Below are 26403 nucleotides of genomic sequence, written 5' to 3'. Positions count from 1 at the left end.
TCTTCATTATACATTTTTATATTTTCTAAACATTTGACAAAAAATAAATCTAGATTATTTGTTATGATTTATCATAAGATAACAAAAAAAGAAGGTTGATAAGCTTGAATAAGAACAACATTGTTCATATAAATATTCTACTAACAAGCGATATACACGGTACGATTTATCCAATTCATTATCGAAATAACGAGCCAGCAGAAATAGGATTAGCCAAACTTGCAACACGTATCACCCAAGAGCGTAACCAACATGAACATGTAATTGTGATCGATAACGGCGATTTTATACAAGGAACTCCATTCACCTATTACTACGCTAAATATATACAGCATAAAAAGAACCCAATGTCACTTATCGCGAATTACATTGGATATGATGCGGCCGTTATCGGAAATCACGAATTCAACTATGGAATGGATGTATTAAACAAAGCTATATTAAACGCGAATATGCCTTATCTATCTGCAAATATTTTAAATAAACATACAAAAGATCCTTACTTTGGGAAACCCTATATTATTAAACACATACATCCTAATATAAAAGTCGCTATCTTGGGAGTTACAACACATTACATCCCAAATTGGGAGCAGCCACCTCATATTAAAGATTTACTATTTGAAGATGCACTAGAAACAACAAAAAAATGGGTTTCTCTCATTCATAACCAAGAGCAACCTGACTTATTAGTCGTAGCATATCATGGTGGCTTTGAAAGGGATTTACAATCTGGAGAACCAACAGAAATTTTAACCGGTGAGAATCAAGGATATGCGATGTGCCAAGAAATAGATGGTATTGATATATTACTAACAGGTCACCAACATCGCTCTATTGCAAATACGAAAGTAAATGGTGTAACCGTTGTACAACCCGGATCTAATGGCCATTCATTAGGAAAAGTTCGAGTAGAGTTAGAACAAAATAAAGATCGAAGGATAATTAAAAAGTGTCAATCGGAACTGTTATCTGTCAAAGACGTTCAAACAGACGAAAAAGCACTTTCACTTGTATCTGACTACGAAAATCAAACGCAACAATGGCTAGATCAACCAATCGGCACCATTATTGGTGACATGCAAATTCACACTGCGATGCAAACACGTTTACAAGACAATCCTTTTATTGAATTTATAAACAAAGTACAAATGGAGGTAGCTGGAGTCCATATTTCTTGTACAAGCCTATTTCATAATGAATCTTCTGGCTTTCCAAATCAAATTACAATGAGAGATATTGTATCAAATTATATTTATCCAAACACATTAAAGGTCATACGTATTACAGGAAAAGATATTAAAGATGCTCTCGAATTATCCGCTGAATATTTCACATTAAATAACGAAGGAGATATTATTGTAAACCCCGCTTACACTACGCCAAAACCACAGCATTACAATTACGATATGTGGGAAGGAGTTTCATACATATTAAACATTTCAAAACCAGTTGGTGAACGAGTAGTTTCCTTACAATATGACGGATCTCCCATTCACTTTGATCAAGAATATGACGTAGTTATGAATAATTATCGTGCAAGTGGTGGCGGAAATTATTTTATGTACCAAAATAAACCCATCATAAAAGACATACCAATTGATATGTCTGAACTTATCGCAAATTACATATTAGAGCGGGGGATAATTGAAGCGACTACCAATCGTAATTGGAAAGTTACCAAATAAACCATTCTATTAAAATCAAAAAAGATGGGCTGCGCCCACCTCTTAATTTAACTTTGTATTATCTTGTTTTTTCAATGCTTTTAATTTCGCCGGTGTAATATCTTTACCTTCTTCGTTAACGACTTTAATGCCTTTTAATTCGTTTAACATATTTTGACGAAATCCTTTTAAATATTGTTCACGGAGCGATTGGCGCTCACGTTGTTCTTCTTCAGTTAATCCTTCAGCTTTCGCTTTTTTCGCTAAGAAGTTAATGCGTTCAATGAGTTCGTGACTTAGCATCTCGAATCCCCTTTCTACTTAAAACTGATTATTATCATACAATAGTTAGTCTTGTTTATCAAGCAATTGCTTCGTGTATTCCACGTATCTGCGATGTACTGTTGCTTTAGATACATCGTGTCCAAAACCACGAAGCGTTGCTGCAATTTCCTCAAATGTTAATTCATTGCGACGCAGACGTACAATTTCTTCAATCGGCACTTCTTTCTTTTCACGTCCTGTACTTAAATGTCGGTTTTTTAAGTTTTTTTCTGGACGAAACCCTCTTTCTACCGCTCTCTGCATTCCACGTTTAATCTTCAAATTATGAATCTTTCTCTGATACTCTTCAACTATACCAATAATATCTAGTACCATAGAATCCGAATCAGAAAGCTGTAATTCACCATTATGCGTATGTGTATATACTTTTATTCCTTCTTTATGTAAACAGTGCATTAAAGCAATTTTTGCATTCCCTCTTCCAAGCCGCGTTTCATCTTGAATGAGAAGCACATCGACCTGTTCATCTCGAATCATATCTAACACTTCTAATATACCGTCTCGTTCAATCGTATAGCCGCTTGCCTTCTCCTCAATCACCTTTATAACATTCATTTGATACCGCTCAGCTAAATGCAATAATTCATCTTTTTGGCGTGATAATGAAGTTTCCTGCGCTTCTTTCGTTGTGCTTACACGGGCATAAATGATTGCATTCATTTTAAAACCTTCTTCCTCATTTCAATTTTTCCTTTAGTGTATCACAAATCGTCCTTTTGTTCGAACTTATGTTTGTAGAATGTTTTTTTGCATGTTATACTTATAAGTAAGAAAATTGAAAGAAAACGAGGTGTAAAAAAACATGGAAAAGTTAACAAAACGCCAGCAAGACATTCTCGACTTCATTAAACTAAAAGTACAAGAAAAAGGTTATCCACCTTCCGTACGCGAAATCGGTCAAGCGGTTGGCCTTGCTTCTAGTTCTACAGTGCACGGACATTTATCACGTCTAGAAGAAAAAGGTTATATTCGACGTGATCCAACAAAACCAAGAGCTATTGAAATTTTAGGAGAAGTAAGAATCGAAACAGACACACAATCAGTTGTTCAAGTCCCAATTGTCGGAAAAGTTACAGCTGGTTTACCAATTACAGCAGTTGAAAGTGTAGAAGAACACTTCCCACTTCCTGCAAGCGTTGTTGCTGGAGCAGACCAGGTGTTTATGCTACGAATCTCTGGAGATAGTATGATCGAAGCTGGTATTCTGGATGGAGACTTAGTTGTTGTTCGCCAACAACATTCTGCATACAATGGAGAAATCGTTGTTGCTTTAACAGAAGATAATGAAGCAACTGTAAAACGTTTTTACAAAGAAAAAGATCATTTCCGCTTACAACCCGAAAACTCTTCTTTAGAGCCAATCATTTTAGATAAAGTCTCTGTTATTGGAAAAGTAATCGGGGTATATCGCGATTTACATTAAAAAATAGACCAGTTAAACTGGTCTATTTTTTAATTCGCTTCAATTGTCACGTCTCCTGCAGATGTTTGTCCGCTAATTTTTACGCTCCCATTCCCTACTACTACATTTCTTTCTTCCTCCTTGAAAACCTTAACTTCACCAGCAAATGTTTTCCCACTTACAGTCGCATCTTGAGGCTTTTCAAGTAGCCGAATATCAACATCTCCTGCAGTCGAGCTTGCTTCCACATCATATTTAGAGTCATGATCAATAACGTCCACATCTCCACTTGTTGTTTTCGCAACAACTTTTCCACTTACTTTTTTCATTTTAATTCCGCCCGCTTTTGAAGATCCTTCTACTTTCTTCGCTGTCACCCGCTCTATTTCTACATCTCCACCAAGCGTTGCTGCTTCTATGCGTTCACTCTTCACATCATTTACTGTTATCTCACCAGCAGAAGAACTTACTTTTATGTCTTGATAAGCACGTTCTGGAACAACAATTGTTACCCCCGACGATTTAAACCCAAATGATAAAAATGAAAAATCTAATGAAATTCCTTTTTTTATCTTACCCTGAATTTTTAATATCTCTCCTTCTTCATCAATACTTATTTTTTGCTTCGTAGTATTTCCTGATTGTTTTATATGAAAAGAAGAATCATTCCCTTTTTGAACTGTAACATCCTCAGCATCCAAATCAATTTCTAGACTTTTAATTGCTTCATTTTTTATAACTCTTTCAGTTTCTCCCTCTTCCGCCGCATCTACTGTTTTTGAATATGTTTGCGATATACCAATAACACCAATAATGATACAAGCGACAGCTATTAATAATATCTTTTTCATCTCATCTATTCCCCTCTAATCATTTTGAGATTCCAATTGACATAGCGCACACAAAATTTTTTAAACCATTTTGTACAGTAGTAAGCACCTATACATAACAATAATCCAACACCAACAAACGTAATAGAAACGAATACCTCAAGCCACAAAAAAGTACCAGTTAGGATTTTAATTACTACAAATAGTGGTGCCACAACGCTAGCAACTCCACCAACCCAAAGTGCAAATATAAAACTTATAATTGCGACTAAAGGACCTAATACAAGAATAAAATTTAATAAACTAAGACCAATTGCCGCCATTACAGCTCTTGTTATATTTGAAGCAGATGGATCCTTTTTCATCTCATCAAAACGATATAACGCTAACATCTCTTTCGCAATTACTTTTGGCGAACCGAGTCCTTTTATAATTTCTACCTCTGTCTTCCCTTCCTCTAATCCAAACTGAAAATGCTCCTCATAATCGTATAAAATATCCTGTCTTTCTTCTTCTGATAACTTTCTAAGATGTCCTGATAGATCTCGAAGAAACTGTTCTTTGTTCATCTCATTACACCTCTTCAATAATTTCTTGTACCCCTCTAGCAAAATCACGCCAATCCGTTACAAGTAAATGGAGTTGTTCTTCACCTTGATTTGTTAATTGATAATATTTACGCGGTGGCCCTTCTGTTGATTCTTTTAAATATGTTTGAAAATAGCCCTCTTTTGTTAATCGACGTAATAACGGATATACAGACCCTTCCGATATTAAAAATTTATTGGAGATTTGCTGAACGAGCTCATAACCGTAGCAATCTTTTCGTTTGACAAGTGCCAGTACACAAAGTTCTAGCACACCTTTTTTAAACTGGACGTTCAAAGATAATCCTCCTTTCCAATCAGTACCACTCAATGCAAGGTACTTGCGTTATCCATAATATACCATCCGCTATTGTTTATTGCAAGGTACCGTTTGTTGTCTATTTAATAAAATACCGTTTTCCACCTCTCTTTTCTTTATACCAAACAAATTAAAGAATCACGATTCCCCTTACCTAAACATGGAGAAATCGTGATAAATAATATCATACAATTCTATACACTAAATGGATTTATGTAATAATTCCAGCACATCTTTCATAACAAAGGGGGCATCTTTTTTTACATGCTCAGCAAACTCAGAAACTAGACGCAATGTTTTAATACTTTCAATCGGATGATCACCTGATGCACTTTCAGCAGAAAGCATAACAGCATTCGTTCCATCCAATACAGCTTGAAATACATCAGTCACCTCAGCTCTTGTAGGAATAGAATAATCCACCATGGATTGAAGCATTTGCGTTGCCGTAATCACATACGTATTTGTGCGATTACACTCATGAATCATCATTTTTTGTAAAAGCGGAATAAATTGGTACGGTAATTCTACGCCTAAATCGCCCCTGGCAATCATAATACCCTCCACTTCTTTACATATCTCCTGAAAATTCTCGATGGCCTCCATCGTTTCCACCTTAGCAATTAGATTTGGTGAAGTTTCATTTTTTAGGCGGATAAAGTTCCGGATTTCCTGTATATGAGAAGGTTTTCTAACAAATGAGCATGCAATAAAGTCAACATTCTCACTTAAAAGAAACTGAATATCTTTTTTATCCTTCTCTGTAATAGCTGGTAAGCTAACGATTGTACCTGGTAAATTCACCCCCTTATGAGAAGCTATATCGCCACCTACCTTTACTTTTGTTTCTATTTTATCCTCGCTTATCTTTTCAACCGTTAACTCAACTTGTCCATCATTAATAAGAATTCTATTTCCAACTTTCACGTCATTAATAATCCCTGGATAATCAACACTTGCTTCTTCTTTGTTTCCAGAAATAGAATGAATGTATAAAGTAAAAGTATCTCCTGCTTGAAGAGTAACTCCATTTTCTTCAATAACTCCCAATCTTATCTTGGGTCCTTGTAAATCCCCTAAAATTTTGATGGAATCATCTAAAGATTTTACTAATTGAATTATTTCCTTATGGCTTTCATGGGAACCATGCGATAAATTAAGGCGGATAATATTCATACCATTTCTTATTAACTGCGACAAAGTATCCTTATTATTACTCGCCGGTCCAATTGTACAAATTCGATCAATTGTCATATTTTCACCATCCTTTTTTATCTATAATTCCCATATAGAAAGAAAAAATAATATTTCTCATACATGGTTTGTAATGTAAGAGTAGAAAAGGCCGATAATTCCTTAGTACAAGAATTATCGACCTTTTCACGATGAAAATGAACTGAGTTGTTGCATGATAAAAAAGCGAACCATCAAATGGATTTTTTTAACAAATGAACACTCTAGTATGTATCCATCATGATAACAAAGCACTCATTCCATCGATAGCTGCATTTGTTTTTGTTTCAACCTTTCTTCCAACACATGAATCATAAATAAGAAATGCTCAGCTTCTCTTGTAACATGATCAGCTAGTAATGGATTAATTACATTTCGAATTTGGCATGTTTGAATAAGTTCCAATCCCGCCTTTTTGAAATTTCTCAATTCAACTGTGGCATTTTCACTATCTTTATTTAGCTTTCCGATTATCGGATATGTTGGTTCCTTCTGATATAACATCGATTCAACATCCCTAGCTTGATTAAGAAGAATTTCAAAATCATCACCGAATTTTAAAGCAGTATGAACTAAATTTCGCTCTGATTGATCAAGCAAAGAGGCAATAAAACGAGAGTGCTCCATCATAATTTTTAGCCAAAACACATTTTCACTAATTATCGCATCTTGAATTGGATCCATTTTTCCTTCATTAAATTTCTGAAGCGTTCTTATAAAATATTCTGCTTCTCGCGCAACATGATCTACTAATAAAGGAAAATTAAAGCCACTTACCTTACAATTAATAATTAAAATTAAAAGATTTCTTTTATAATTACGAAACGCATAAACTAGCTGAATACTTTCTTCATTTAATTGCCTAACTGCTTGAACAGTTTGAGGAATAGAGAATGCTTTTTGTAGATGTCGATCAAAAAGCTGAAAAAACTGATCTACTTGCTGAATTAGATTTTTATCTTTTCGATTAAACCCTTCACCAAGAAAAAGCGCATGTTCCTTCATAATCCGTAACCAAAATCGATTTTCAGTTAAGGACCTTTCGATAAATAATTGTTCTGTTAATGATTCAGAAGGTGCGGCTTTCAATTCGGGCGGAAGCAGCATAGCCCTTTGCTTATCCATGACAAAATGATCAGGAATTGGTTGTTGTCCGTTAGTCATTAAAATCCCACCTCATTTGTAAAAATTTCACTACTACACCATGTATATGAATAGACGATACCCATCATACTTAAACTGCATCATTAAGAACTGTAAATCTAGTATTTTGTAAAGAAAAGATAAAAAAACTCATATCTCATTAGGACGTGAGTTTTCCTTTTAAAAAATATCTTTTTATTTATTACCTGGCGCAGGCTGGTCCACTCCCTTAATACGATGTTTATGTCCATTATCTTCTGTTGTATAAAAATCGTAATAATGGACATGCATTCCATTTCCAACTGGAATAGCTGGTCCTGAGTGCGCCTTATAATAATGCGTATGTCCATCTTCGAATACTACATATCCTTCTGTATAGTGTATATGTCCTCCGTCCTGTACCGAAATTGGTGGAGAGGTTACATCTAAGCATTGATGTACATGCCCCGCCTCAACAGATGTATAATCAACAGAACCATGATTATGATTAGGTACAAATCCTGAAACAAAATCATCTTTTCCTACCCTGTTCACTCTGCTCACTCCTTGGCCATCAGGATAAACTTTATAAACTTATATGCTTAAAATCAAAATTAATACCTATTAGTTCCCTATTTGCTTACTGTTGAGTAATAAGAATAATTAAGTAATTTAAAGTACATATTATTACTGTTATAAGTCAAAAGGAGGTCATTATCATGAACAAACAACGAGCACAAGAGATTGCATCTTCACCGGTTATGGCTAATGTAACCTATAATGGAGTTCCGATTTATATTCAAAATGTAGATGAAAATAATGAAACAGCTAGAATTTACCCCCTTAATGAGCCTCAAAATGAGCAGGAAATTCCTTTATCCAACTTAATAGAACATTAAACAAACAATAATTTTTAATACAAACACTACTCAGAGTGATGTTTGTTAGGGACAGCTCATACAATTGCTTGTCCCTATTTTACACATGAAATATTCAACCTCAAAATCTAAAATACTTCTGAATAATACGTTGGGATAAGTGTAATTTTATTGAACTTGTCAATTAGTTGTTAAATCCCATAGTTACTAGAATATTGTTAATCTATGTTTCTAGTGAAATATTTTTACACTGGAAACAAATTTCATGCACATAGGACTAGAGTCAAAACAAAATAATTTAAAAACGTAGAGTAGGATTTCCTTAAATGACATAGAAATTATATAAAGTGACAAAAAGGGGTAATTTCCTCAACAATACCAACCATTTCAAGCAAATTCCCTTCAAATCCCCTTCAATTTCCCCGTAGATTGGTTTTTTCTTGCAACAAAAATCAAAAAAGCAAATTTTATTTTACACGAAACATAATTTTCACAATAAATTGAATCAACTATAAAAAATGAAATTGGGAGGAGTATGATGACGCAACTCGATTCTTTGCACCCAATTGTAGAAAAGATAATCAATAATATTGAAAAAGTGATTGTCGGAAAGCGAAAGGAAATCATTCTTACCTTAGCGGCTCTCTTAACCGAAGGCCATGTACTATTAGAAGATGTACCAGGTGTCGGGAAAACAATGATGGTACAAGCCCTTGCAAAATCCATCGATGCAAATTTCAAACGGATTCAATTTACTCCTGATTTACTGCCATCAGATGTAACAGGTGTTTCTATTTATAATCCGAAAGAATATCAATTTGAATTTATGGCAGGACCTATTATGGGAAATATCGTGCTAGCTGATGAAATTAACCGTACATCACCAAAAACGCAGTCAGCCTTGCTTGAAAGTATGGAGGAAGGCAATTTAACAGTAGATGGTATAACAAGACCTTTACCAAAGCCATTTTTTGTAATAGCTACACAAAATCCAATTGAGTATGAAGGAACGTATCCTTTACCAGAGGCTCAGCTCGACCGTTTCTTACTAAAGCTAAAAATGGGCTATCCCACACCGGAAGAAGAATTTGAAATTTTAAATCGGACAGAAAAAACAAAGCCTATCTCTCATTTACAAGCCGTTATTACAATAGAAGAATTACTACACTTACAACAAAACGTACGGGCAATATATACAGACAAGGCCATCAAACACTACATCGTAAAAATCGTTAATCAAACCCGATCTTATAATTCCGTACAGCTAGGGGCTAGCCCCCGTGGCTCCATTGCTTTGATGAAAGCTGCACAAGCTTATGCGCTCATAAATGGCAGGGATTTTGTCATTCCAGATGATGTTAAATGTTTAGCTCCATATGTTTTAGCCCATAGACTCATTTTAAAAATAGAGACGAAATTTGAAGGGATAACACCAGAAAGCGTTATCATAAAAATTATCGCCCGGACTCCAGTACCGGCTCAAAAGGCGAAAAACTCCTAATGAAACAGCTACTACGAAATGGTCGTCACGCCGGGAAGCTATCGTTGCTTGCTTTATTCATCGCTTTAACATTTGTATACACCATGTTACAAGGAGAATTTGTAAGCTGGTTTCTATTTTACACCTTTAGTCCTTTCGGTCTTTACTCATTATTGTTACCCTTTTGTGCCTTGTGGAACGCCGAGGTGAAACGCATAACAAATCAAAAGGAGTTTACAGCAGGACAGCAGTTCTTATGCACTATTACAATAAAACGAAAAATCCCCTTCCCCTTGCTTTATTTAATTGTAGAAGAAGTGCTACCCATGGAGTTCAAAACTCGCAAACAATCAAAAAATGCAAAAGTGTTATTATTTCCAGGATTCAAGCGAAATATTTCATATCAATATGTAATCGACGCAATCCCAAGAGGAGAACACACCTTTTCGAGTGTGCGTGTAAAAACTGGTGATGTATTCGGGATTATCGAAAAAGAGACAATCTTTTCAGTTCCCGATAGATTTTTAGTTTATCCCCAATATGTAGACATAACTTATAGACAATTAGAAAACGATTTCGAACAAGGAACACTCTCATCAAATGTGAATGTAGCAAGAGATGCAACAGTCTCATCTGGTGTCAGAGACTATAAACCTGGTGACCGTTTTTCATGGATCGATTGGAAGGCAACTGCTCGAAAAAACAAGATTATGACGAAAGAGTTTGAACAACAACGAAGTCATGATGCCGTGATTTTCATGGACAGAACCCCCTCTCCCCTGTTCGAATTGGTTGTTACGTTTACAGCTTCTCTCGTGAGGTCTATCCTAAAACAAGATTCACAAGCATCATTTATATCCGCCGGAAAAGAACAAACCGTTCTTCCTTTACGTCATGGTGAGACACAATTACAACAAATTTTTCACCATTTAGCAAAAGTACAAGCAGACAATATGTTTCCGCTCTCTCAAACTGTAGAAATAGAGTTAAAGAAAATCTATCAACCAGTAACATTCATACTTGTAACAAGTAATCTTTCTCCCGATATTCAAAAAGTTGCTGACAGTATATCACTGAAAAGCAGTAAGCTAATGATATTTGTCGTCAAGGAAAAAGTACATCAATTCTCAAAATTGGAACTAAGCCTACTCGAAACGCTAAGAAAACAAAAAGTATTCGTGAAAGCAGTTTATGAGAATCATTATACAAATGTATTTTTTGAGGTGAACAAATGACCATATTACCTTTAAATAATAAATGGGATATCAGTAGTTTCCTAATGCATTTATTTGGTTTTCTCATTTTATTAGAATGGTTGCGACCACTTATAGAAATTACAGACATGGTGAGATTGAACCTCTTTACAGGATTTATAGGAATTTGCTTCATTCTCTCTTTTTTTCAAACCCGATTCCAAATTTCGATAAAGATTTTAGTCATCTTATTTATGATTCATTCGGTAGATTATAAGGGACCTTTTATTCACCCTGCTTGGTTGGTAGAATCCTTATCTGATTTCTTTCACAATACCCCCCTTCTCTTTCAAGCAAATTGGTGGGATCTTTCCAAATCTTTTCAGACCTTTTTATTTTTTTTAGTTCTTTGGTTTTCGTGCTTCCTCACCCTTTATTGGCTGATTCACCAAAAACGCGGACTCTTATTTCTTACGTTAACCGTTATTTATATTACAATTTTTGATATATTCGGCTTATATGACATGAACAAGGCGATTATTCGTACAATTATAACGGGTCTTTTCATGCTCAGCCTTCTCCAGATTGAACGTATAAAAACGTTCGAGAACTTACAAAAGCATACCAAATCCACACCGCAATTGCTCATCCCAATTACGGTATCTATTATATTTACGATAACTATTGGATATTTCGCTCCCAAACCCGGTCCTCAATTATCCAATATTGATACTTTCTTCAGATTCGATACACCTTCAGCAAATAAAGAGACAACAATCAACAAAGTCGGTTACGGTATGGATGACTCTCAATTAGGCGGTCCTTTTAAATGGGACGACACAGTTGTTTTCACAGCGCAAATGCAAAATAGTCAATATTGGAGAGTTGAAACAAAAGACTTTTATACCGGAAAGGGTTGGGAAATTTCTGATAACCCGAAAAAAATTTCTTTTAAGAATAAAAACAACGTATTGAGTTGGTATGAACGGAATACAAAAACGGAAACTACCGAAGCAATTATCACCATGCAAAAAGACTCACCTCACCTTATTTATCCCGCGGGATTAGTATCGGTTGAAGCTGCTTCAGATGTATCATTCCGTGCAGATCCCTTTTCGGAAAAAATCGATATGATGAAAGAAGGCTCTTCTACTACCTTAAATAAATATAAGGTGACTTATAAGACTCCTCATTTTTCTATCGAAAACTTAAAAGCTGTAAAAGCGGCTGAGGGTCTAGAGGCAAGCTCTTATTTCATAGAAAAATATACTCAATTACCCGACTCATTACCAAAGAGGGTAAAAGACTTAGCGATAAATCTTACAAAAGATAAAAACAATCGATACGATCAAGTATTAGCTGTTGAAAGCTACTTCGCAAATAATTCTTTTGTATATGAAACAGAACATGTTAAGGTTCCTGGAAAGGATCAAGATTATGCAGATCAATTTATATTTGATACAAAAAGTGGATACTGCAATAATTTTTCCACGTCTATGATTGTTTTACTTCGCTCTATTGGGATTCCGGCACGCTGGGTAAAGGGCTATACCGAGGGCACTCTTGAAAACAAAGTAACGAATTCAGATTATGAGAATATTTACACAATCGATAATAACAATGCACACTCTTGGGTTGAAGTATACTTTCCAGGATACGGATGGGTCCCGTTCGAACCAACAAAGGGTTTCAGCAACCCATATAACTTTACACATGACGCTTCTGCTTCAACTGCCACTTCACCAAATAGCGAAACTACGATACCTAGCAACGAACAAACTCCACAGCGAAATGCAGAAGCAAAACAAAAAAATTTAATAGAAGATACCGAAGTCCTCTCTAACGGAAAGATTATGGATTCCAAAAAAGGATTTTCATGGGGATACTTGTTCCTTTGTATCATATCAATTAGCATAACTGGCTATGCCCTCTTTACTACTAGAATAAAGTGGTTCGCATTTTTTATCATTCTCTCCTATAAATACCGAAAAGGAGATGATGTTTATGCAAAAGCTTATGATGCACTTTTAAAACAACTGGAAAGAACCGGCATCTCACGCAACGAAAGCCAAACATTGAGAGAATATGCAATCCATGTAGATAACCTTTACAATTCGACTGATATGCAAAAACTCACTCTTAGTTATGAAAATGTTATTTATCAAAACCATCCTGCTACATCGGAATGGAGCAAGTTCATACAATTATGGGAAAAACTCATGAAAAAAGCATCCTCTCCACCCAAGTCGAATGAATTTGATACGTTCATTTAATTGAGTAAGGCGATTTCTATAATTAGAACAAAACCTTTTATTAATTTATCAGATTTGTAATCATAATAGTCTCATGATCATGTGTTTTAGATAGTCCTTACGAATAATTAGATTCCTACTTCAAATTTAATTCAACTTTGAAATCCTTGATATCAGTAGTATCAAGAATTTCAGTTCTTAGTAAAAATAATCAATATTCTCAATACATTTACAGACACACAAAAGCGCGGTTCCTGATTACTCAGAAACCGCGTCACATTAATGTTTATTGCGTTTTATTTTTAAAATATTAATAAAGAGACATATATTGATCGCGTTCCCATTGGTGAACTTGCGTGCGGAACAAAAATCAATAAAGATTTGTATCTATTAAGCTATGCATAAATGTTGTAGTACCAATGTTTAACGACAATTGTTTGTATATTGACTTTCGATAATATTCGTTTGCTTTTGAAATAAATATGGTCAAAATATGGTCATTAAACGGCCGACAAAACATAGCCTCCTGCTTTTGCGGGCTTTTCTTCTCTATTTTCTTATTACGGATAAACTTTGATATGACAAGAAAGATATGTGGGCGAATTGTGGGTAAAAAACACCTAGCAAAAGTTTGCTTAAATTTGGCATTATGTTGCTTTTTTGTTTCCACAAAGGAGACAAATATTAATGAAGAAACTTGTGGACCTCGGCATGATCCGCCAGGTATCTATGAAAAGTAATTCTGATATGATGCAAACTGCTAATGCTATAGTAATTCGACCTATTGTGGAAGAAGTGTCCGACAAGGAACCTACTAAAAGTCCTACAAAGTGTCCTACCATTAAAACAACCCCTGTTTCCTTAAAACAAAATATAAAAGATATAAACAAACGTAATAGTAATGAGACTAGTAATACTACTGAAGAGAATATTCAACAAGCTGATTTTGTTGCTCACTGGGTTCCAGAACGTTTCGTTTCTTTAACTAGCTCTTTTTATTCTGAATCAAAAACAATTCAAGAACTGTGGAAGGTTGTAAGACAGTGTAATAGAGTTGTTAATTACACAACAGGTGATAAAGCATTTACTAAAGACCAGGAGCTTACTATTGGCTTAAAAGCTATTAAAGAGTTTGTTATGAAAGTGAAGTCTGGAATAAAAATGAAGTATGGTAAATTTACTTATTTCAATGGGATTGTAAATAACTTAATGGACAAGTTCTACTTCGATAAAGAGTTTATGGGATTATAAAAAAGCTCCCAAACGCTGAGGAACCAATAAGAGAATTTTTTTAAAAAGCATATGGAGCGGGATTTTCTACAACCGTAATACATTTTTTCATATTGTTAAAACACTCAAAATTTTTCTTAAGGATGGGAAATCTTTATATCTTATTTATATAATTTATGTTATCGTTCAATATGTTAATTAATTACAGTACTTTTTAAAAGGAGGATACATAATGAAAGCAACGAAACTCCTATCATTAGCAATACCTGTTCTATTATTAGTAGGTTGTGGGGTAGGAGATAAAGATTCTATCCCTAAGACTGAGGAAACTAATAAAGCAATGTCGAAAACAGTAATATCTGAAAAACAGTATCCGTATTATATTTGTGAGCAACTGGTAGAGTTTCAATTCAAGAAGGATGAAATACTGTTAAAACTAGGAGAAGCTTCAAAAGATAATAAGAAATATAAAGATGTATTTAAAACAGCAAACGATATGGATGAAGCCTTAGACCGTATGGAGAACATAATAGTACCTGATAAATACAAAGACATTCATAAACTCGTACAAGAAGGGATAACAGATGCAAGAAAAGGAACAAAGTTAATAAAAGACGCTGATAAAGACGATGGACTGAAGATTCAAGAAGCTGTATTAAAAAGTTCTCCACATATGTCAGGTGTAGATGGAGAACAGTGGAGAGAAGCAATTTATAAGTTAAATCAGGAAACCAAAGATGCCTACGCCAAAGCACTTGATAAGAAAATGGAAGAACATACAAAGTAATAGAGTAACTTGTAATTATACATACAATCATTCAACTAATAAGGGGTAATAGAAATATGAAAGCAAAGAAACTTGTAACGTTAGCACTTCCAATCATGTTATTAGGGGGTTGCGGAACAGACAAAGTAGAGAAGAAAGCAGACACAAAGGTAGAAGCAAAGGCAAAAGAAAAGGAAAAGCTATCGAAAGAAGCATACCCTTCACGTATGTCAAACTTACATTATGAGTTAAAGTTGAAGATGGAAGACCTAACTGCACTAGCAAAAAGAAAAGACAAGGATACAAAAGAGTTAAACAAGGAAATCCTAAAAGGTGCAGATGAATTACAACAAATATTCGATAAGTTTTACAAGATAGACCCACCAAAAGAGTTTGAAGAATCACACAAAACTCTTATAAAAGCAATAGACTGTTATAAAGAAGCGTTTGACACACAAATAAGTCTAGCAAAAAGTGGTTCTGTAACAAAGAAGAAGACGGAACAATTAAAAGAATTAATGTATAAAGGCAATGACTACTTAGAAGAAGGTATGCAACCAATTGAGAAAGCTGTAGACCATACCGCAAGATAGAATCAATCGTATGACCCTATCACTTTATCAAAAGACGGTAAAGAAATAATTGGTGAATGGGGTAGTTATGTTGGTGACAAGTTCACCAAAGGAACAGAGTTCCGTCAAGATGGTACATACACCATATTTGATGATGAAGACAACACACCTTATGAGAACTCACATATGGATGGGAAATGGTCTTACAATGGAGACAAGAAAGAAATGACATTAACAATAGACGAGTATGTAAAAGACGGCAAAAAGGCGAAACCTGGTGAAATGAAACAATCTATGTCCTATACGATGGAGTACTTTAGAGATGGTATATTCAAAATGGTAGGCGACGATGGTAGCAAGATGCACCAAGTAAAACGTAAGTAATAGTTAGTAATGGGTTACTTATCAAAAGTAACCTGTATTACATATAAACAATACAAGAGGGGTATTTAATCATGAAAGCAAAGAAACTAGTATTGTAGATAGCGATAAACCACTAGAGGATAAAGACCTAGAGTATAAAGAGAAGTCTAAGGATATGTTAGCTACATTAGACAAAATAGATAGTCTAGACCCAGAGTATAAGCACGGAGACCTTCAAAATAAACTAAGTGAAGTTACAGGTTTAGTACATGACTCTTTAAGTAAAACAAAATACGGATTAAGTACGAAAACCGTAAAGTCAATTCACGAAGGTAGGAAACCAATGACTGATGCAACGGAAATGGTAGACAAAATATACAAGGATTTTAAATAACCGTATTCAAACAGAGAGGTTGTACATATGAAACGAAAAACACTAGCAGTCGTAGTTCCTGCTCTCCTACTCACAGGGGTAATAGCTGGTTTCGGAAACGGGGAAACATCGGTAGGGACGAAAGTAATGTCCTTAGTAGTACCTGTTCTACTAACAGCAGGGTTAGTAAAGAGTTGCAATAATAAGGAAAAGAAATCTAACAACATCACAGTAAGCGAAAGAGTATTTGAGACAGACGAAGAAGGTAGACTAACGAGTAAAACAGACTATGTTGCAAAAGTGCAAGGGGTAGCTATGGTTTGGGTAGAAGCACAAAAGAAATTTGGAGAGTTACAAAAGAAAGACCCTTCATTCCTTAGCACACACAATGAGTTAAAGCAAGCAGTAAGTGAAATGAAGTCAGCAAACAAGAAATTAAGAGAAATTAAACCACCAATACAGTATGATAACTTGCAATCAGATTTATCCCAATCTCTAGATATTCTTGATAAAGGACTAGACACAATGGTAGATGGGTTTACAACATTAGATGAAACAAAGATTAATAAGTCATCTGAACTGATTGATGAAGGTAGTGACGCTCTTATGAAGTCATTTGGTGCTATCTTAAACTTGACAAAAACGGAAGACGAAGAATCAGAAAACATCTAAAGGGGTATAACAATGAAACGTAAACTATTAGCAGTTGCATTGCCAGTTATGTTAATTAGTGGGGTAGGTTGTTCTAAAGACAATGCAGAAAAAAAGAAGACTGGTAGTTTACAAGTAGCAGTAGATTATAAAACTTCTATACTTGACTTAAGTAAAGCGTTAGAAAGCAAATTATCTATAGAAGAATTAAAAGAGTTACTTATGAATGCTAAAGTTTAATACATAGTAAAAAAGCCGACTCAATTAAGAGCCGGTTTCTTTTATGTTAACGTACGTTTACGTATGCATCACTAGCTGTAATGTAGTACGTATTCCCTTTCGAATTGTGTACTTTGTATTGTGGTGATCCATTGACAGTTACTTTTTCATCGATTGTAAACCCTAGTCCTGCATCTAAAGTACCAGCAACATCTTTATCCTGCCATGATGGGGAATCATAGAAACGTAGGTTGTCCACTTTAGATACAAGACGTTTTCCTGCAGTCGGATTAACTGACTCTTTTTTCTCAAACTTGATGTAAGAAGGATTGTTATATACCCATTGATTTCCTCCAAGATTTAACCAACCATCTTTTTCTCCCCATACTTGGTATGATTCTGGTTTATTTAACTGACGAATAACAGAGTAACTTGCACCTGCCCCTTTACGAAGAAAAACCCTCAACACGTTATGTGTCAAAGGTTTAAGCCTCTTAGTAAAGAGACATATATTGATCGCGTTCCCATTGGTGAACTTGCGTGCGGAACATATCCCACTCAATTTCTTTCGCTTCGATGAAGTGCTCAAGTAAATGTTCACCTAATGCACCACATACAATTTCGTTAGATTGTAGTGTAACTAACGCTTGTGCTAATGTTGCTGGTAAGTCAACGATACCTGCTTCTTCACGTTCTTCTTTAGTCATTACATAGATGTTACGATCCACTGCAGCTGGCGGAGTTAATTTATTTTTAATTCCGTCAAGACCTGCTGCTAATAATGTTGCCATTACTAAATATGGGTTTGCAGCTGGGTCAACACTACGTACCTCTACACGTGTACTGATACCGCGAGATGCTGGAATACGCACTAATGGACTACGGTTTTGTGCAGACCATGCTACGTAACAAGGCGCTTCATATCCAGGTACTAAACGTTTGTAAGAGTTTACAGTTGGGTTAGCTACCGCTGTAAATGCCGGGGCATGTTTTAAAATACCTGCGATAAAGTGACGCGCATCATCACTTAATTGTAATTCACCATTTTGATCGTAGAATACGTTTTCTCCATTTTTGAATAGAGATAAGTTACAGTGCATACCAGAACCGTTCACTCCGAATAATGGTTTCGGCATAAATGTTGCGTGTAAACCGTGTTTACGAGCGATTGTTTTTACAACAAGTTTGAATGTTTGAATGTCATCACATGAACGAAGTGCATTCGCATATTTAAAATCAATTTCGTGCTGTCCTGGTGCAACTTCATGGTGAGATGCTTCAATTTCAAAACCCATTTCTTCAAGTTCAAGAACGATATCACGACGACAGTTTTCCCCTAGATCCATCGGCGCAAGGTCGAAGTATCCACCGTTATCATTTAGTTCTAATGTTGGATTTCCTTTTTCATCAACTTTGAATAAGAAGAACTCCGGTTCCGGTCCAAGGTTGAATTCTGTAAATCCTAGTGCTTCCATTTCTTTTAACATACGTTTTAAATTGTTACGTGGGTCACCTTCAAATGGAGTGCCATCAGCATTGTAGATATCGCAGATTAAACGAGCTACTTTACCTTTTTCAGCAGTCCAAGGGAATACTACCCAAGTATCTAAGTCTGGATATAAGTACATGTCAGACTCTTCAATACGAACAAATCCTTCAATTGAAGATCCATCAAACATCATTTTGTTATCTAGAGCTTTCGTTAACTGACTAACTGGAATCTCTACGTTTTTAATAATCCCTAAAAGATCCGTAAATTGTAGACGGATATATTTTACATTCTCTTCTTTCGCTAAACGAAAAATATCTTCTTTTGTGTACTTTGCCATTATATATTCCTCCTTAGTCCCTCTAAACACCTTCAGAATCAGTAATCTTTAGTGAAAAAACCTTGAAATATCACCTTGCCGTAATGAAGTTCGATTGAATCTACCTGTATGCTGCAATTCATCTCGAAGAATTTTACGAAGCTCGGATTTTGAAATTTCTTTCGTTTCTTCTTTTACTTTCACTGCTTCTGTTTGATTTTCTTTCATTTGTAACACTTGTTTAATACCAGCCATATTTAAGCCTTGATCTAACAAATCTTTAATTTCTAACAACTTATCTACATCATTAAATGAAAACAATCTACGATTTCCCTTTGTACGGGTTGGGAAAATTAAATTGTGCTCTTCATAGTAGCGAATTTGACGAGCAGATAATTGTGTTAAATCCATTACAATACCAATAGGAAACAGCGGGGCAGAACGTCTATCTTCTTTCATTGTTTCAGTTCCTCCTTCGCCTTAACTGTTTCTCATTTTATATCATGTTATGTTTGATGTCAACAGATGTTAGCTTTTCTAACATGATTTTTTTTATAAATTTTTTCATTCTTTTTTAAAATGGCATAAATACCTTTTTCTATACAAAAAAGCTGCCGAAATCGACAGCTTTCCCTTACGAAATTGTTAATAGATTTTTTTCAATTAACGCATCGATCGCAGAACAAATCGCAATCTTCACGTGAGAATAAGTTAATCCACCTTGCACATAGGCAACATACGGAGGACGAATTGGACCATCTGCTGATAGCTCAATACTTGCACCTTGAATAAACGTACCTGCAGCCATAATGACATCATCTTCATAACCTGGCATATAGCTTGGATACGGTGTAAAGTGAGAATTAATTGGAGATGCGTATTGAATTGCTTGGCAAAATGCAATCATACGCTCTTTGTCATCAAATTGAACAGACTGAATTAAATCTGTTCTTGCAGCATTCCAAGTTGGTGATGTATTCATTCCTAACTTTTCTAAAAATGCAGCCGTAAAGACTGCCCCTTTTAACGCTTGACCAGCAACATGAGGAGCTAAGAAGAAACCTTGATACATTTCTTGTAAGCTATATAAAGATGCCCCTGCTTCTGCTCCAATACCTGGAGATGTTAAACGATATGCACAAGCTTCTACATATTGTTCTTTCCCAACAATGTAGCCACCTGTTTTTACAATTCCACCACCCGGGTTTTTAATTAGAGACCCTGCCATTAAATCTGCCCCGACATGGCACGGTTCTAACTCTTCAACAAATTCTCCGTAGCAGTTATCTACAAATACAACAACATCTGATTTAATCTCTTTTACAAAAGAAATCATCTCTTTAATTTCTGCAATTGTAAATGACGGACGAGTCGCATACCCTTTTGAACGCTGAATACCAATCATTTTCGTATTTTCCTGAATAGCTGCTTCTACAGCTTTAAAGTCAACGCGTCCTTCCGCCGTTAACGGTACAGCATTATAACCAATGTTATATTCTTTAAAAGAACCAACACCTTTCCCGCGCACACCAACAATCTCTTCTAACGTGTCATATGGCTTCCCTGTTATATATAATAATTCGTCACCAGGACGCAAAATACCAAATAAAGCTGTTGAAATCGCATGTGTACCTGAAATAATTTGCGGACGAACAAGCCCTGCTTCTGCTCCAAATACATCAGCATACACCTTTTCTAATGTGTCACGACCAATGTCATCATAGCCATAACCTGTTGTTGGAATAAAGTGTGAATCACTAATTTTATGTTTACGAAAACTTTCTAATACACGGAATTGATTACTTTCAATTATTGTATCAATACGTTTATGTACACCGGTAATTTGTTCTTCTACTTCTTTTACAATAGGAGCGATTCTTTCTCCATTTTTCAAACGATCAAACATTTTTATTCTCTTCTCCTTTTTCCACTAAAAATCTCTTTAACTGTCCATTCAGCGGTGAATGAGCAAATATATAACCTGTACACTCATACAAGAATCCATCTTCTTTAAATTCCATCCCAGTTAATACCGTTTCTGTTTTTAAAAGCGTTAGTAATCTACCTTCACTCGGAGGAATCATGACCTTATACGATTCCATCTCTTCCATCATCTTCGTTCCTACCGATTCTTTCAAGCTTAATAAATCTGTTTCTTCAAAAGCACTGGTCATAAGAAAATCATTTTTTGGAAACGGAATAAAATTCTGATGTAATCTATCCTTCTTATTGTAAACCGTAATAATTGGAATGTGGTCAATTTCAAGGTCTTGTAGTAATTTTTTCACCGTCTGTTCATGACCTACATAATTTGGATCTGCAGAATCAACGACATGTAAAATCACATCCGCTTCCCTCGCTTCTTCCAGTGTAGAGCGAAACGCAGCAACCAATGATGTTGGTAAATCTTGAATAAACCCCACCGTATCAGTTAATAGCACCGTATACCCACACGGCAATTGCATTTTTCTTGTTGTTGGATCTAACGTCGCAAACAGCAAATTTTCTTCAAATGTGTCTGCTTCTGTTAATCTGTTAAATAACGTCGATTTCCCAGCATTTGTATACCCAATTAACGAAACTTGAAATACTTGATTATCCTTTCGGCGCTCACGATATCTTTTCCGGTGCTCCACAACAATCGCTAACTGCTTCTTAATCTCATCAATACGAGAGCGAATGTGACGACGATCTGTTTCTAGCTTCGTTTCACCAGGACCTCTCGTACCAATCCCGCCTCCAAGACGTGATAGCGCGAGCCCTTGCCCCATAAGACGTGGCATCGTGTATTGTAGCTGAGCTAATTCCACTTGAAGCTTACCTTCTCTTGATTTCGCACGCTGAGCAAAAATATCCAATATTAGTTGCGTTCGATCGATTACTCTCGCATCTAACATAGCTGATAAATTACGAATTTGGCTCGGTGTTAATTCATTATTAAATATAATAACAGCTGGTTCTAATTCTTCCGTCAGCGCTGCAAGTTCTTCTAATTTCCCCTTACCTATGTAAGTAGCAGGGTGAAATTTCGGACGTTTTTGCGTTGTAGATACCAAAACTTCTGCACGTGCCGTCTTCGCTAGCGATGCGAGTTCTTTCATGGAATGCATAAACCGTTCATCATCATCTTGCGGCAATTGACAGCCAACTAATATGACTTTTTCTTTTTCTTCCATCAAATATGTTCACTCACCCTTTTCGAAAATTAAACCTTCTAATATAATAGCAGAGGAAGCACATTTCATCTAGTTAGCGAGGGAGAAAATTCATGGCATGGGAGATTTTTAGCATCATCGGTACAATTGCCTTCGCACTCAGCGGAGCTATTGTCGCAATGGAAGAAGATTACGATATTTTCGGGGTATATATTTTAGGGATGGCAACTGCCTTTGGAGGAGGTGCCCTTCGTAATTTATTAATCGGTTATCCAATCGGCGCTTTTTGGCAACAAGACATGTTATTTCAAATTGCACTTTTATCAATGACGATTATCTTTCTATTTCCAAATAAATTAATTAAGCATTGGAAAAGATGGGAGAACATCACAGATGCTATCGGCTTATCAGCATTCGCTGTACAAGGAGCACTTTATGCACAAAAGCTCAACTTACCTATTAGCGCTACAATTGTTGCAGCTGTTTTAACAGGGATTGGCGGTGGTATCATTCGTGATTTATTAGCACGCCGCAAACCTCTCGTCCTTCGCGCAGAAGTATATGCATTTTGGACGATTTTAGCAGGATTTTTAATTGGTGCCAAGATTATTGTCAGTGACTGGGCTCTATACACCTTATTTATTTTTATTGTTTGCTTCCGCATGATTTCCATTCATTACAAATGGCATTTACCGCACAGACGCTTAGAGAATAAAGAGCGTTCCTTGCATAAATAGTAAATTCACCTCTTTACATGACGTAAAGAGGTTTTTCTTTTCCAACGTTTTTTTCTGTTCAGAGTGTCCATACTAAACTTTAAAGCGAGGTGAACATAATGACAAACCACGTAAACAAAGGCGCTCAAAAAAGCTCAGTCAACCAAATTAGCTTCGACCCAAAATCCGCCCATGAAAAAAGCAAAAAGATGGAGCGATATCATAGGGCATATCAACAAAAAGCTAAAGAAGAATAGAGGTGATAAAGAATGGCAAAAGGAAACAACAACCGCAATCGCGGACAAAGTAGTAGCGTTAATCCACAAGGACTTGCATCAGATGTAGCTGATACAAGTCCAAAAAGCAAATTAGAACAACGAGCAAAAACAAAAAATACAAAATAGAATACGATGCATTACGTTTCTCTTCCATAATAAAGTAAACGCACAGTTTATGAACTGTGCGTCTCTTCTTCAAGCGTTAAATCACTACTTGATATCCCAATTAAATCATACTTATCGTATGCATCCTCTTGCAATAAGCGCATTGCCTGTGTACGAATGGATTTCTCAACAATATTCCGGACATAGCGTCCATTACTAAATGATGTAATTTGTGATGAATATTTCACCGCATGTAAATGATCACGGAATTTCCATTCCGCCTCTTTTGATAATTGATATTCTCGTTCATCATACATTCTCTTCCCAATTTCAAGCAACTGATTCACTGTATAATCCGCAAACTCAATAATAAATGGAAAACGCGATTGCAAACCTGGATTTAAAGAAAGGAAATGATTCATCTCTCTTGAATATCCCGCTAAAATCAAAACAAATCCATGTTGCTTATCTTCCATATGTTTGACAAGCGTATCAATCGCTTCTTTTCCAAAATCTTTCTCTCCACCACGCGCTAACGAATATGCTTCATCAATGAACAATATTCCACCCATGGCTTTTTTAATTAAATCTCTTGTTTTTTGTGCTGTATGCCCAATATATTCTCCCACAAGATCCGCGCGTTCCGCTTCGACTAAATGCCCTTTTGATAAAATGTTCATCTCAAATAATAATTTCCCAATCATTCTTGCGACAGTTGTTTTCCCCGTTCCTGGATTTCCTTTAAATAACATATGAAGCACTTGCTTTTCTGACTTTAAGCCAATTTCTTGCCTTTTCTTATTTACATAAATCCATGCATAAATTTCTTTTATGATTTTTTTTATATCTTCCATTCCAACAAGTTTACCCATTTCTTCTTCAATCCGCTGCAGCATCTCATGCTTCGTAGACGTTTCACTTGAAATTACCGATTTCTTTTCTGGAGCAGGTACTGAAAATTTTTTTCGGTGATTTAACACAATATTAATTTGATTATTATTTTTCTTTCGCATTGATTGTTCCATACAATCACCTCTTTTTATCGACTCACCAAAAAATATCATTAATTTTTCCACTTCCCATACAAATAACTGTTTTCAGAAAAATTTGTTATAATATAAGAAAAAACAGGGTGGTGGGAATATGGAAACAAAGGAAATTCATGATACGGTACAAGCTTTTTCTTCCTTTTTATTAAATAAAGGAAGAAAACCTTCAACCATTAAACGTTACGTCTATGATATTGAAGATTTTGGGCATTGGTTAGAAAAAAATAAAAAACTTTCCTCTAGTAATATATGGGCTACACTTTGTACAAAAGACTATGAAGATTATTTTTCCGACTTAAAAAAGAAACGGCATTACTCTGAAAAAACAATGCACCGTGTTTTTATTGTCTTAAATAGACTATATCAGTTTTTAAACCTCCCAAACCCATTAAAGGACATGAAACTCGTCATCCAACCTAATCGCGCGTTACGTGATGAAGATTTCATTTCAAAAGAGGACGAAAAACGCTTAAAACATACTCTGACTTCATTAGAAGGATTATCAGAGAAACAACGCCCTGTCCGTCCATTACTAATGGATCGTAATATTTCTATTGTAAATTTACTCATTGACTACGGCTTATCCCTACAAGAACTTGTATCATTAAATATGCATCACGTTCATTTTGAAACGAATACAATTTCCATTCCAGCAGTAGCAGGTGTTGAAAGAACCATTAATTTAACTCACGACGACAAACAACAACTATATAACTATTATAAAAAAATCCCTGAACCAGTTCGTCCCAAATACCATAGTGATGACCCGCTATTTGTGGCATTTGATTTCAACCGTAACACATATCGGTGGGTGTACGAAAATGATGCTCCAAAAGCACTAACAGAAATAGCCGTCCAAAAAATGATTCGTCTTGAGGTGGCACGGGCAAATTTACGGAAAGGCATTTCCGGCCAACACTTTCGAAATACATTTATTTTACGGTTAATTGAACAGCACATCCCAGAGCAAGAAATCATGAAACGCGTTGGTTTCAAATCAAAAATTTCATTAAAAAGGTATTATCAATATGCAAAACAAAAAGAAAACGCCTTATAAATGGGCGTTTTTACTATTTTTCACATAAACTGCCCGTTTCCCTATTCCTTTTTATCTTTAACTTGCATCTACTATGATAGGTTTTTCACCATCTCAATTAGAAAGGAGCATTTTAATGTCTTATTTTAATGATAACCAAAAAAAGATTTCAAAACCGTATTTTCCAACACAACCTCATCGTATTCCGACAGTCCATTATACCCCTATTCCTAAATTATACGCGAATCTTTTTTCCGATACTTTAAGTGACCTAACTAATATTATTCCAGCTGTATTTTCCAATCCAACAGAATCTAACACAAAAGAGCTTATAACCTTATTAGAAATAATAAAGGGGTTCCTGGAACGTTTAAACTTAACGCTTACACAGCGAGAAGCTGGCATTGCAATTGTCGAAAATTTAATTACTATTTTGGATAATCAACCTTTTGTAGCAAATGCAACATATATTGAATTACAAAACCTACTCAACTTTTCACTGTATATCACTAAATTATTTAGAATCAATCATCTTGTGTTCCAAAAAATCATCATGCAAATAGAAAATTTACAAATTACTTTACTACAAATTGCGTCAATTGAAATGACTGGACTTCAAGGCGAACAAGGACTTCACGGCGAACAAGGTATTCAAGGCGAGCAAGGGCCTCAAGGCGAACAAGGGCCTCAAGGCGAACAACGACCGCGCGCCGACCAAGCACGTCGGGGCGAGGAAGGACCGCGGGGGGAGGAAGGACGGCGGGGGGGGGGGGG

The 26403-nt window shown here is 35.6% G+C and carries 27 protein-coding genes and 3 pseudogenes; 16 read left to right on the top strand and 14 right to left on the bottom strand.

The features are described from left to right. The first annotated feature begins 104 nt into the window (after window positions 1–104). On the top strand, window positions 105–1688 hold the full coding sequence (locus tag JDS96_RS21005; protein WP_199667922.1) for a bifunctional metallophosphatase/5'-nucleotidase: 1584 nt from the start codon (window positions 105–107) through the stop codon (window positions 1686–1688). Between the two features lie 42 nt (window positions 1689–1730). Here the strand turns inward: JDS96_RS21005 and JDS96_RS21000 are convergent, their stop codons facing one another. Both JDS96_RS21000 and JDS96_RS20995 read right to left on the bottom strand, forming a co-directional pair. Continuing rightward, window positions 1731–1970, bottom strand: coding sequence for a DUF896 domain-containing protein (locus tag JDS96_RS21000; protein WP_016115780.1), 240 nt, complete (start codon window positions 1968–1970; stop codon window positions 1731–1733). A gap of 45 nt (window positions 1971–2015) precedes the next feature. Beyond that, the gene (locus JDS96_RS20995; protein WP_003199230.1) at window positions 2016–2672 is read right to left on the bottom strand and encodes a YneB family resolvase-like protein; all 657 of its coding nucleotides are present in this window, start codon (window positions 2670–2672) and stop codon (window positions 2016–2018) included. Between the two features lie 142 nt (window positions 2673–2814). On the opposite strand from JDS96_RS20995, the gene lexA reads away from it, so the two are divergent. Next, window positions 2815–3435, top strand: a complete 621-nt coding sequence (gene lexA / locus JDS96_RS20990) for a transcriptional repressor LexA (RefSeq protein WP_003199232.1) — start codon at window positions 2815–2817, stop codon at window positions 3433–3435. A 29-nt stretch (window positions 3436–3464) separates the two neighbouring features. On the opposite strand, the gene JDS96_RS20985 is transcribed toward lexA, so the two are convergent. The 6 genes from JDS96_RS20985 to JDS96_RS20960 form a co-directional block, all read right to left on the bottom strand. Further along, a complete protein-coding gene (locus tag JDS96_RS20985; protein WP_199667921.1) occupies window positions 3465–4265 on the bottom strand; it encodes a DUF4097 family beta strand repeat-containing protein in 801 nt (266 codons plus the stop codon). Between the two features lie 5 nt (window positions 4266–4270). Further along, window positions 4271–4813 carry a DUF1700 domain-containing protein gene (locus JDS96_RS20980; protein WP_199667920.1) on the bottom strand — a complete coding sequence of 181 codons (543 nt, stop codon included), beginning with the start codon at window positions 4811–4813 and terminating at the stop codon, window positions 4271–4273. 4 nt (window positions 4814–4817) lie between these two features. Continuing rightward, on the bottom strand, window positions 4818–5129 hold the full coding sequence (locus tag JDS96_RS20975; RefSeq protein ID WP_003199239.1) for a PadR family transcriptional regulator: 312 nt from the start codon (window positions 5127–5129) through the stop codon (window positions 4818–4820). A 222-nt stretch (window positions 5130–5351) separates the two neighbouring features. After that, window positions 5352–6404, bottom strand: a complete 1053-nt coding sequence (locus tag JDS96_RS20970; RefSeq protein WP_003199240.1) for a pyruvate kinase — start codon at window positions 6402–6404, stop codon at window positions 5352–5354. 234 nt (window positions 6405–6638) lie between these two features. Beyond that, complete coding sequence (locus JDS96_RS20965; RefSeq protein ID WP_199667919.1) at window positions 6639–7547, bottom strand: DUF2935 domain-containing protein; 909 nt, start codon at window positions 7545–7547, stop codon at window positions 6639–6641. 174 nt (window positions 7548–7721) lie between these two features. Beyond that, on the bottom strand, window positions 7722–8060 hold the full coding sequence (locus tag JDS96_RS20960) for a YmaF family protein (protein WP_018765285.1): 339 nt from the start codon (window positions 8058–8060) through the stop codon (window positions 7722–7724). A 164-nt stretch (window positions 8061–8224) separates the two neighbouring features. On the opposite strand from JDS96_RS20960, the gene JDS96_RS20955 reads away from it, so the two are divergent. The 10 genes and pseudogenes from JDS96_RS20955 (at window position 8225) to JDS96_RS20905 (ending at window position 17503) form a co-directional block, all read left to right on the top strand. Beyond that, on the top strand, window positions 8225–8404 hold the full coding sequence (locus JDS96_RS20955; protein WP_003199254.1) for a small acid-soluble spore protein H: 180 nt from the start codon (window positions 8225–8227) through the stop codon (window positions 8402–8404). Window positions 8405–8921: 517 nt separating this feature from the next. After that, a complete protein-coding gene (locus JDS96_RS20950) occupies window positions 8922–9884 on the top strand; it encodes an AAA family ATPase (protein WP_003199256.1) in 963 nt (320 codons plus the stop codon). Continuing rightward, window positions 9884–11098: a DUF58 domain-containing protein gene (locus JDS96_RS20945; protein ID WP_098206632.1), complete on the top strand. Its 1215-nt coding sequence runs from the start codon at window positions 9884–9886 to the stop codon at window positions 11096–11098. The genes JDS96_RS20950 and JDS96_RS20945 overlap by 1 nt, the downstream gene beginning before the upstream one ends. After that, entirely contained in the window at window positions 11095–13329 is a 2235-nt protein-coding gene (locus JDS96_RS20940; RefSeq protein ID WP_199667918.1) for a DUF4129 domain-containing transglutaminase family protein, read from the top strand. The genes JDS96_RS20945 and JDS96_RS20940 overlap by 4 nt, the downstream gene beginning before the upstream one ends. 657 nt (window positions 13330–13986) lie before the next feature. Then, window positions 13987–14559 (top strand): annotated as a pseudogene (locus JDS96_RS20935) (helix-turn-helix domain-containing protein); the annotation flags it as partial. 211 nt (window positions 14560–14770) lie between these two features. Continuing rightward, window positions 14771–15325 carry a hypothetical protein gene (locus JDS96_RS20930; RefSeq protein WP_199667916.1) on the top strand — a complete coding sequence of 185 codons (555 nt, stop codon included), beginning with the start codon at window positions 14771–14773 and terminating at the stop codon, window positions 15323–15325. Between the two features lie 56 nt (window positions 15326–15381). Then, window positions 15382–16260, top strand: a pseudogene (locus JDS96_RS33305) (DUF7018 domain-containing (lipo)protein). A gap of 154 nt (window positions 16261–16414) precedes the next feature. Continuing rightward, entirely contained in the window at window positions 16415–16633 is a 219-nt protein-coding gene (locus JDS96_RS20915) for a hypothetical protein (protein ID WP_199667913.1), read from the top strand. A 27-nt stretch (window positions 16634–16660) separates the two neighbouring features. Continuing rightward, complete coding sequence (locus JDS96_RS20910) at window positions 16661–17284, top strand: DUF7018 domain-containing (lipo)protein (protein WP_199667912.1); 624 nt, start codon at window positions 16661–16663, stop codon at window positions 17282–17284. A gap of 12 nt (window positions 17285–17296) precedes the next feature. Then, window positions 17297–17503 carry a hypothetical protein gene (locus JDS96_RS20905; RefSeq protein WP_199667911.1) on the top strand — a complete coding sequence of 69 codons (207 nt, stop codon included), beginning with the start codon at window positions 17297–17299 and terminating at the stop codon, window positions 17501–17503. Window positions 17504–17549: 46 nt separating this feature from the next. Here the strand turns inward: JDS96_RS20905 and JDS96_RS32855 are convergent. The 5 genes and pseudogenes from JDS96_RS32855 to hflX all read right to left on the bottom strand — a co-directional run. Further along, window positions 17550–17942 (bottom strand): annotated as a pseudogene (locus JDS96_RS32855) (SH3 domain-containing protein); the annotation flags it as partial. A 34-nt stretch (window positions 17943–17976) separates the two neighbouring features. Next, the gene (glnA, locus tag JDS96_RS20895) at window positions 17977–19311 is read right to left on the bottom strand and encodes a type I glutamate--ammonia ligase (RefSeq protein WP_003203448.1); all 1335 of its coding nucleotides are present in this window, start codon (window positions 19309–19311) and stop codon (window positions 17977–17979) included. 48 nt (window positions 19312–19359) lie between these two features. After that, window positions 19360–19749, bottom strand: a complete 390-nt coding sequence (gene glnR, locus JDS96_RS20890; RefSeq protein ID WP_002014475.1) for a transcriptional repressor GlnR — start codon at window positions 19747–19749, stop codon at window positions 19360–19362. A 175-nt stretch (window positions 19750–19924) separates the two neighbouring features. After that, entirely contained in the window at window positions 19925–21196 is a 1272-nt protein-coding gene (locus tag JDS96_RS20885; RefSeq protein ID WP_033796336.1) for a methionine gamma-lyase family protein, read from the bottom strand. Continuing rightward, window positions 21189–22466 carry a GTPase HflX gene (gene hflX / locus JDS96_RS20880; protein WP_199667930.1) on the bottom strand — a complete coding sequence of 426 codons (1278 nt, stop codon included), beginning with the start codon at window positions 22464–22466 and terminating at the stop codon, window positions 21189–21191. The genes JDS96_RS20885 and hflX overlap by 8 nt, the downstream gene beginning before the upstream one ends. 92 nt (window positions 22467–22558) lie before the next feature. Here hflX and JDS96_RS20875 point away from each other — a divergent pair, with 92 nt between their 5' ends. Both JDS96_RS20875 and JDS96_RS32850 read left to right on the top strand, forming a co-directional pair. After that, window positions 22559–23182: a trimeric intracellular cation channel family protein gene (locus tag JDS96_RS20875; protein WP_003203441.1), complete on the top strand. Its 624-nt coding sequence runs from the start codon at window positions 22559–22561 to the stop codon at window positions 23180–23182. A gap of 248 nt (window positions 23183–23430) precedes the next feature. Beyond that, on the top strand, window positions 23431–23565 hold the full coding sequence (locus JDS96_RS32850; protein ID WP_001051869.1) for a hypothetical protein: 135 nt from the start codon (window positions 23431–23433) through the stop codon (window positions 23563–23565). A gap of 47 nt (window positions 23566–23612) precedes the next feature. Here JDS96_RS32850 and spoVK read toward each other — a convergent pair whose 3' ends face one another. Beyond that, window positions 23613–24569 carry a stage V sporulation protein K gene (spoVK, locus tag JDS96_RS20870; RefSeq protein ID WP_199667910.1) on the bottom strand — a complete coding sequence of 319 codons (957 nt, stop codon included), beginning with the start codon at window positions 24567–24569 and terminating at the stop codon, window positions 23613–23615. A 118-nt stretch (window positions 24570–24687) separates the two neighbouring features. Between spoVK and JDS96_RS20865 the strand changes: the two genes are divergently transcribed. Together JDS96_RS20865 and JDS96_RS20860 are read left to right on the top strand one after the other, a co-directional pair. Beyond that, the gene (locus JDS96_RS20865; RefSeq protein WP_199667909.1) at window positions 24688–25650 is read left to right on the top strand and encodes a tyrosine-type recombinase/integrase; all 963 of its coding nucleotides are present in this window, start codon (window positions 24688–24690) and stop codon (window positions 25648–25650) included. Between the two features lie 115 nt (window positions 25651–25765). Further along, the coding region (locus JDS96_RS20860; RefSeq protein ID WP_199667908.1) for a collagen-like repeat preface domain-containing protein at window positions 25766–26403 on the top strand (638 nt) is incomplete at its 3' end.

The sequence above is a fragment of the Bacillus cereus group sp. N21 genome (assembly GCF_016483395.1).
Taxonomy (GTDB): Bacteria; Bacillota; Bacilli; order Bacillales; family Bacillaceae_G; genus Bacillus_A; species Bacillus_A pseudomycoides.
Note: the sequence above shows the minus strand (reverse complement) of the source record. Positions and strands in the feature narration are given on the sequence as shown.

Bases quoted from the DNA above. Each gene is read 5' to 3' on its own strand.
- JDS96_RS20885 (WP_033796336.1), bottom strand. From the start codon at position 21,196: ATGTTTGATCGTTTGAAAAATGGAGAAAGAATCGCTCCTATTGTAAAA.
- JDS96_RS20875 (WP_003203441.1), top strand. From the start codon at position 22,559: ATGGCATGGGAGATTTTTAGCATCATCGGTACAATTGCCTTCGCACTC.
- JDS96_RS20985 (WP_199667921.1), bottom strand. From the start codon at position 4,265: ATGAAAAAGATATTATTAATAGCTGTCGCTTGTATCATTATTGGTGTT.
- JDS96_RS20955 (WP_003199254.1), top strand. From the start codon at position 8,225: ATGAACAAACAACGAGCACAAGAGATTGCATCTTCACCGGTTATGGCT.
- JDS96_RS20915 (WP_199667913.1), top strand. From the start codon at position 16,415: ATGTTAGCTACATTAGACAAAATAGATAGTCTAGACCCAGAGTATAAG.
- JDS96_RS20910 (WP_199667912.1), top strand. From the start codon at position 16,661: ATGAAACGAAAAACACTAGCAGTCGTAGTTCCTGCTCTCCTACTCACA.
- JDS96_RS20865 (WP_199667909.1), top strand. From the start codon at position 24,688: ATGGAAACAAAGGAAATTCATGATACGGTACAAGCTTTTTCTTCCTTT.
- lexA (WP_003199232.1), top strand. From the start codon at position 2,815: ATGGAAAAGTTAACAAAACGCCAGCAAGACATTCTCGACTTCATTAAA.
- JDS96_RS32850 (WP_001051869.1), top strand. From the start codon at position 23,431: ATGGCAAAAGGAAACAACAACCGCAATCGCGGACAAAGTAGTAGCGTT.
- JDS96_RS20945 (WP_098206632.1), top strand. From the start codon at position 9,884: ATGAAACAGCTACTACGAAATGGTCGTCACGCCGGGAAGCTATCGTTG.
- JDS96_RS20940 (WP_199667918.1), top strand. From the start codon at position 11,095: ATGACCATATTACCTTTAAATAATAAATGGGATATCAGTAGTTTCCTA.
- glnA (WP_003203448.1), bottom strand. From the start codon at position 19,311: ATGGCAAAGTACACAAAAGAAGATATTTTTCGTTTAGCGAAAGAAGAG.
- JDS96_RS20950 (WP_003199256.1), top strand. From the start codon at position 8,922: ATGACGCAACTCGATTCTTTGCACCCAATTGTAGAAAAGATAATCAAT.
- spoVK (WP_199667910.1), bottom strand. From the start codon at position 24,569: ATGGAACAATCAATGCGAAAGAAAAATAATAATCAAATTAATATTGTG.
- JDS96_RS20970 (WP_003199240.1), bottom strand. From the start codon at position 6,404: ATGACAATTGATCGAATTTGTACAATTGGACCGGCGAGTAATAATAAG.
- JDS96_RS20980 (WP_199667920.1), bottom strand. From the start codon at position 4,813: ATGAACAAAGAACAGTTTCTTCGAGATCTATCAGGACATCTTAGAAAG.
- hflX (WP_199667930.1), bottom strand. From the start codon at position 22,466: ATGGAAGAAAAAGAAAAAGTCATATTAGTTGGCTGTCAATTGCCGCAA.
- JDS96_RS20965 (WP_199667919.1), bottom strand. From the start codon at position 7,547: ATGACTAACGGACAACAACCAATTCCTGATCATTTTGTCATGGATAAG.
- JDS96_RS20995 (WP_003199230.1), bottom strand. From the start codon at position 2,672: ATGAATGCAATCATTTATGCCCGTGTAAGCACAACGAAAGAAGCGCAG.
- JDS96_RS21000 (WP_016115780.1), bottom strand. From the start codon at position 1,970: ATGCTAAGTCACGAACTCATTGAACGCATTAACTTCTTAGCGAAAAAA.
- glnR (WP_002014475.1), bottom strand. From the start codon at position 19,749: ATGAAAGAAGATAGACGTTCTGCCCCGCTGTTTCCTATTGGTATTGTA.
- JDS96_RS20905 (WP_199667911.1), top strand. From the start codon at position 17,297: ATGAAACGTAAACTATTAGCAGTTGCATTGCCAGTTATGTTAATTAGT.
- JDS96_RS20930 (WP_199667916.1), top strand. From the start codon at position 14,771: ATGAAAGCAACGAAACTCCTATCATTAGCAATACCTGTTCTATTATTA.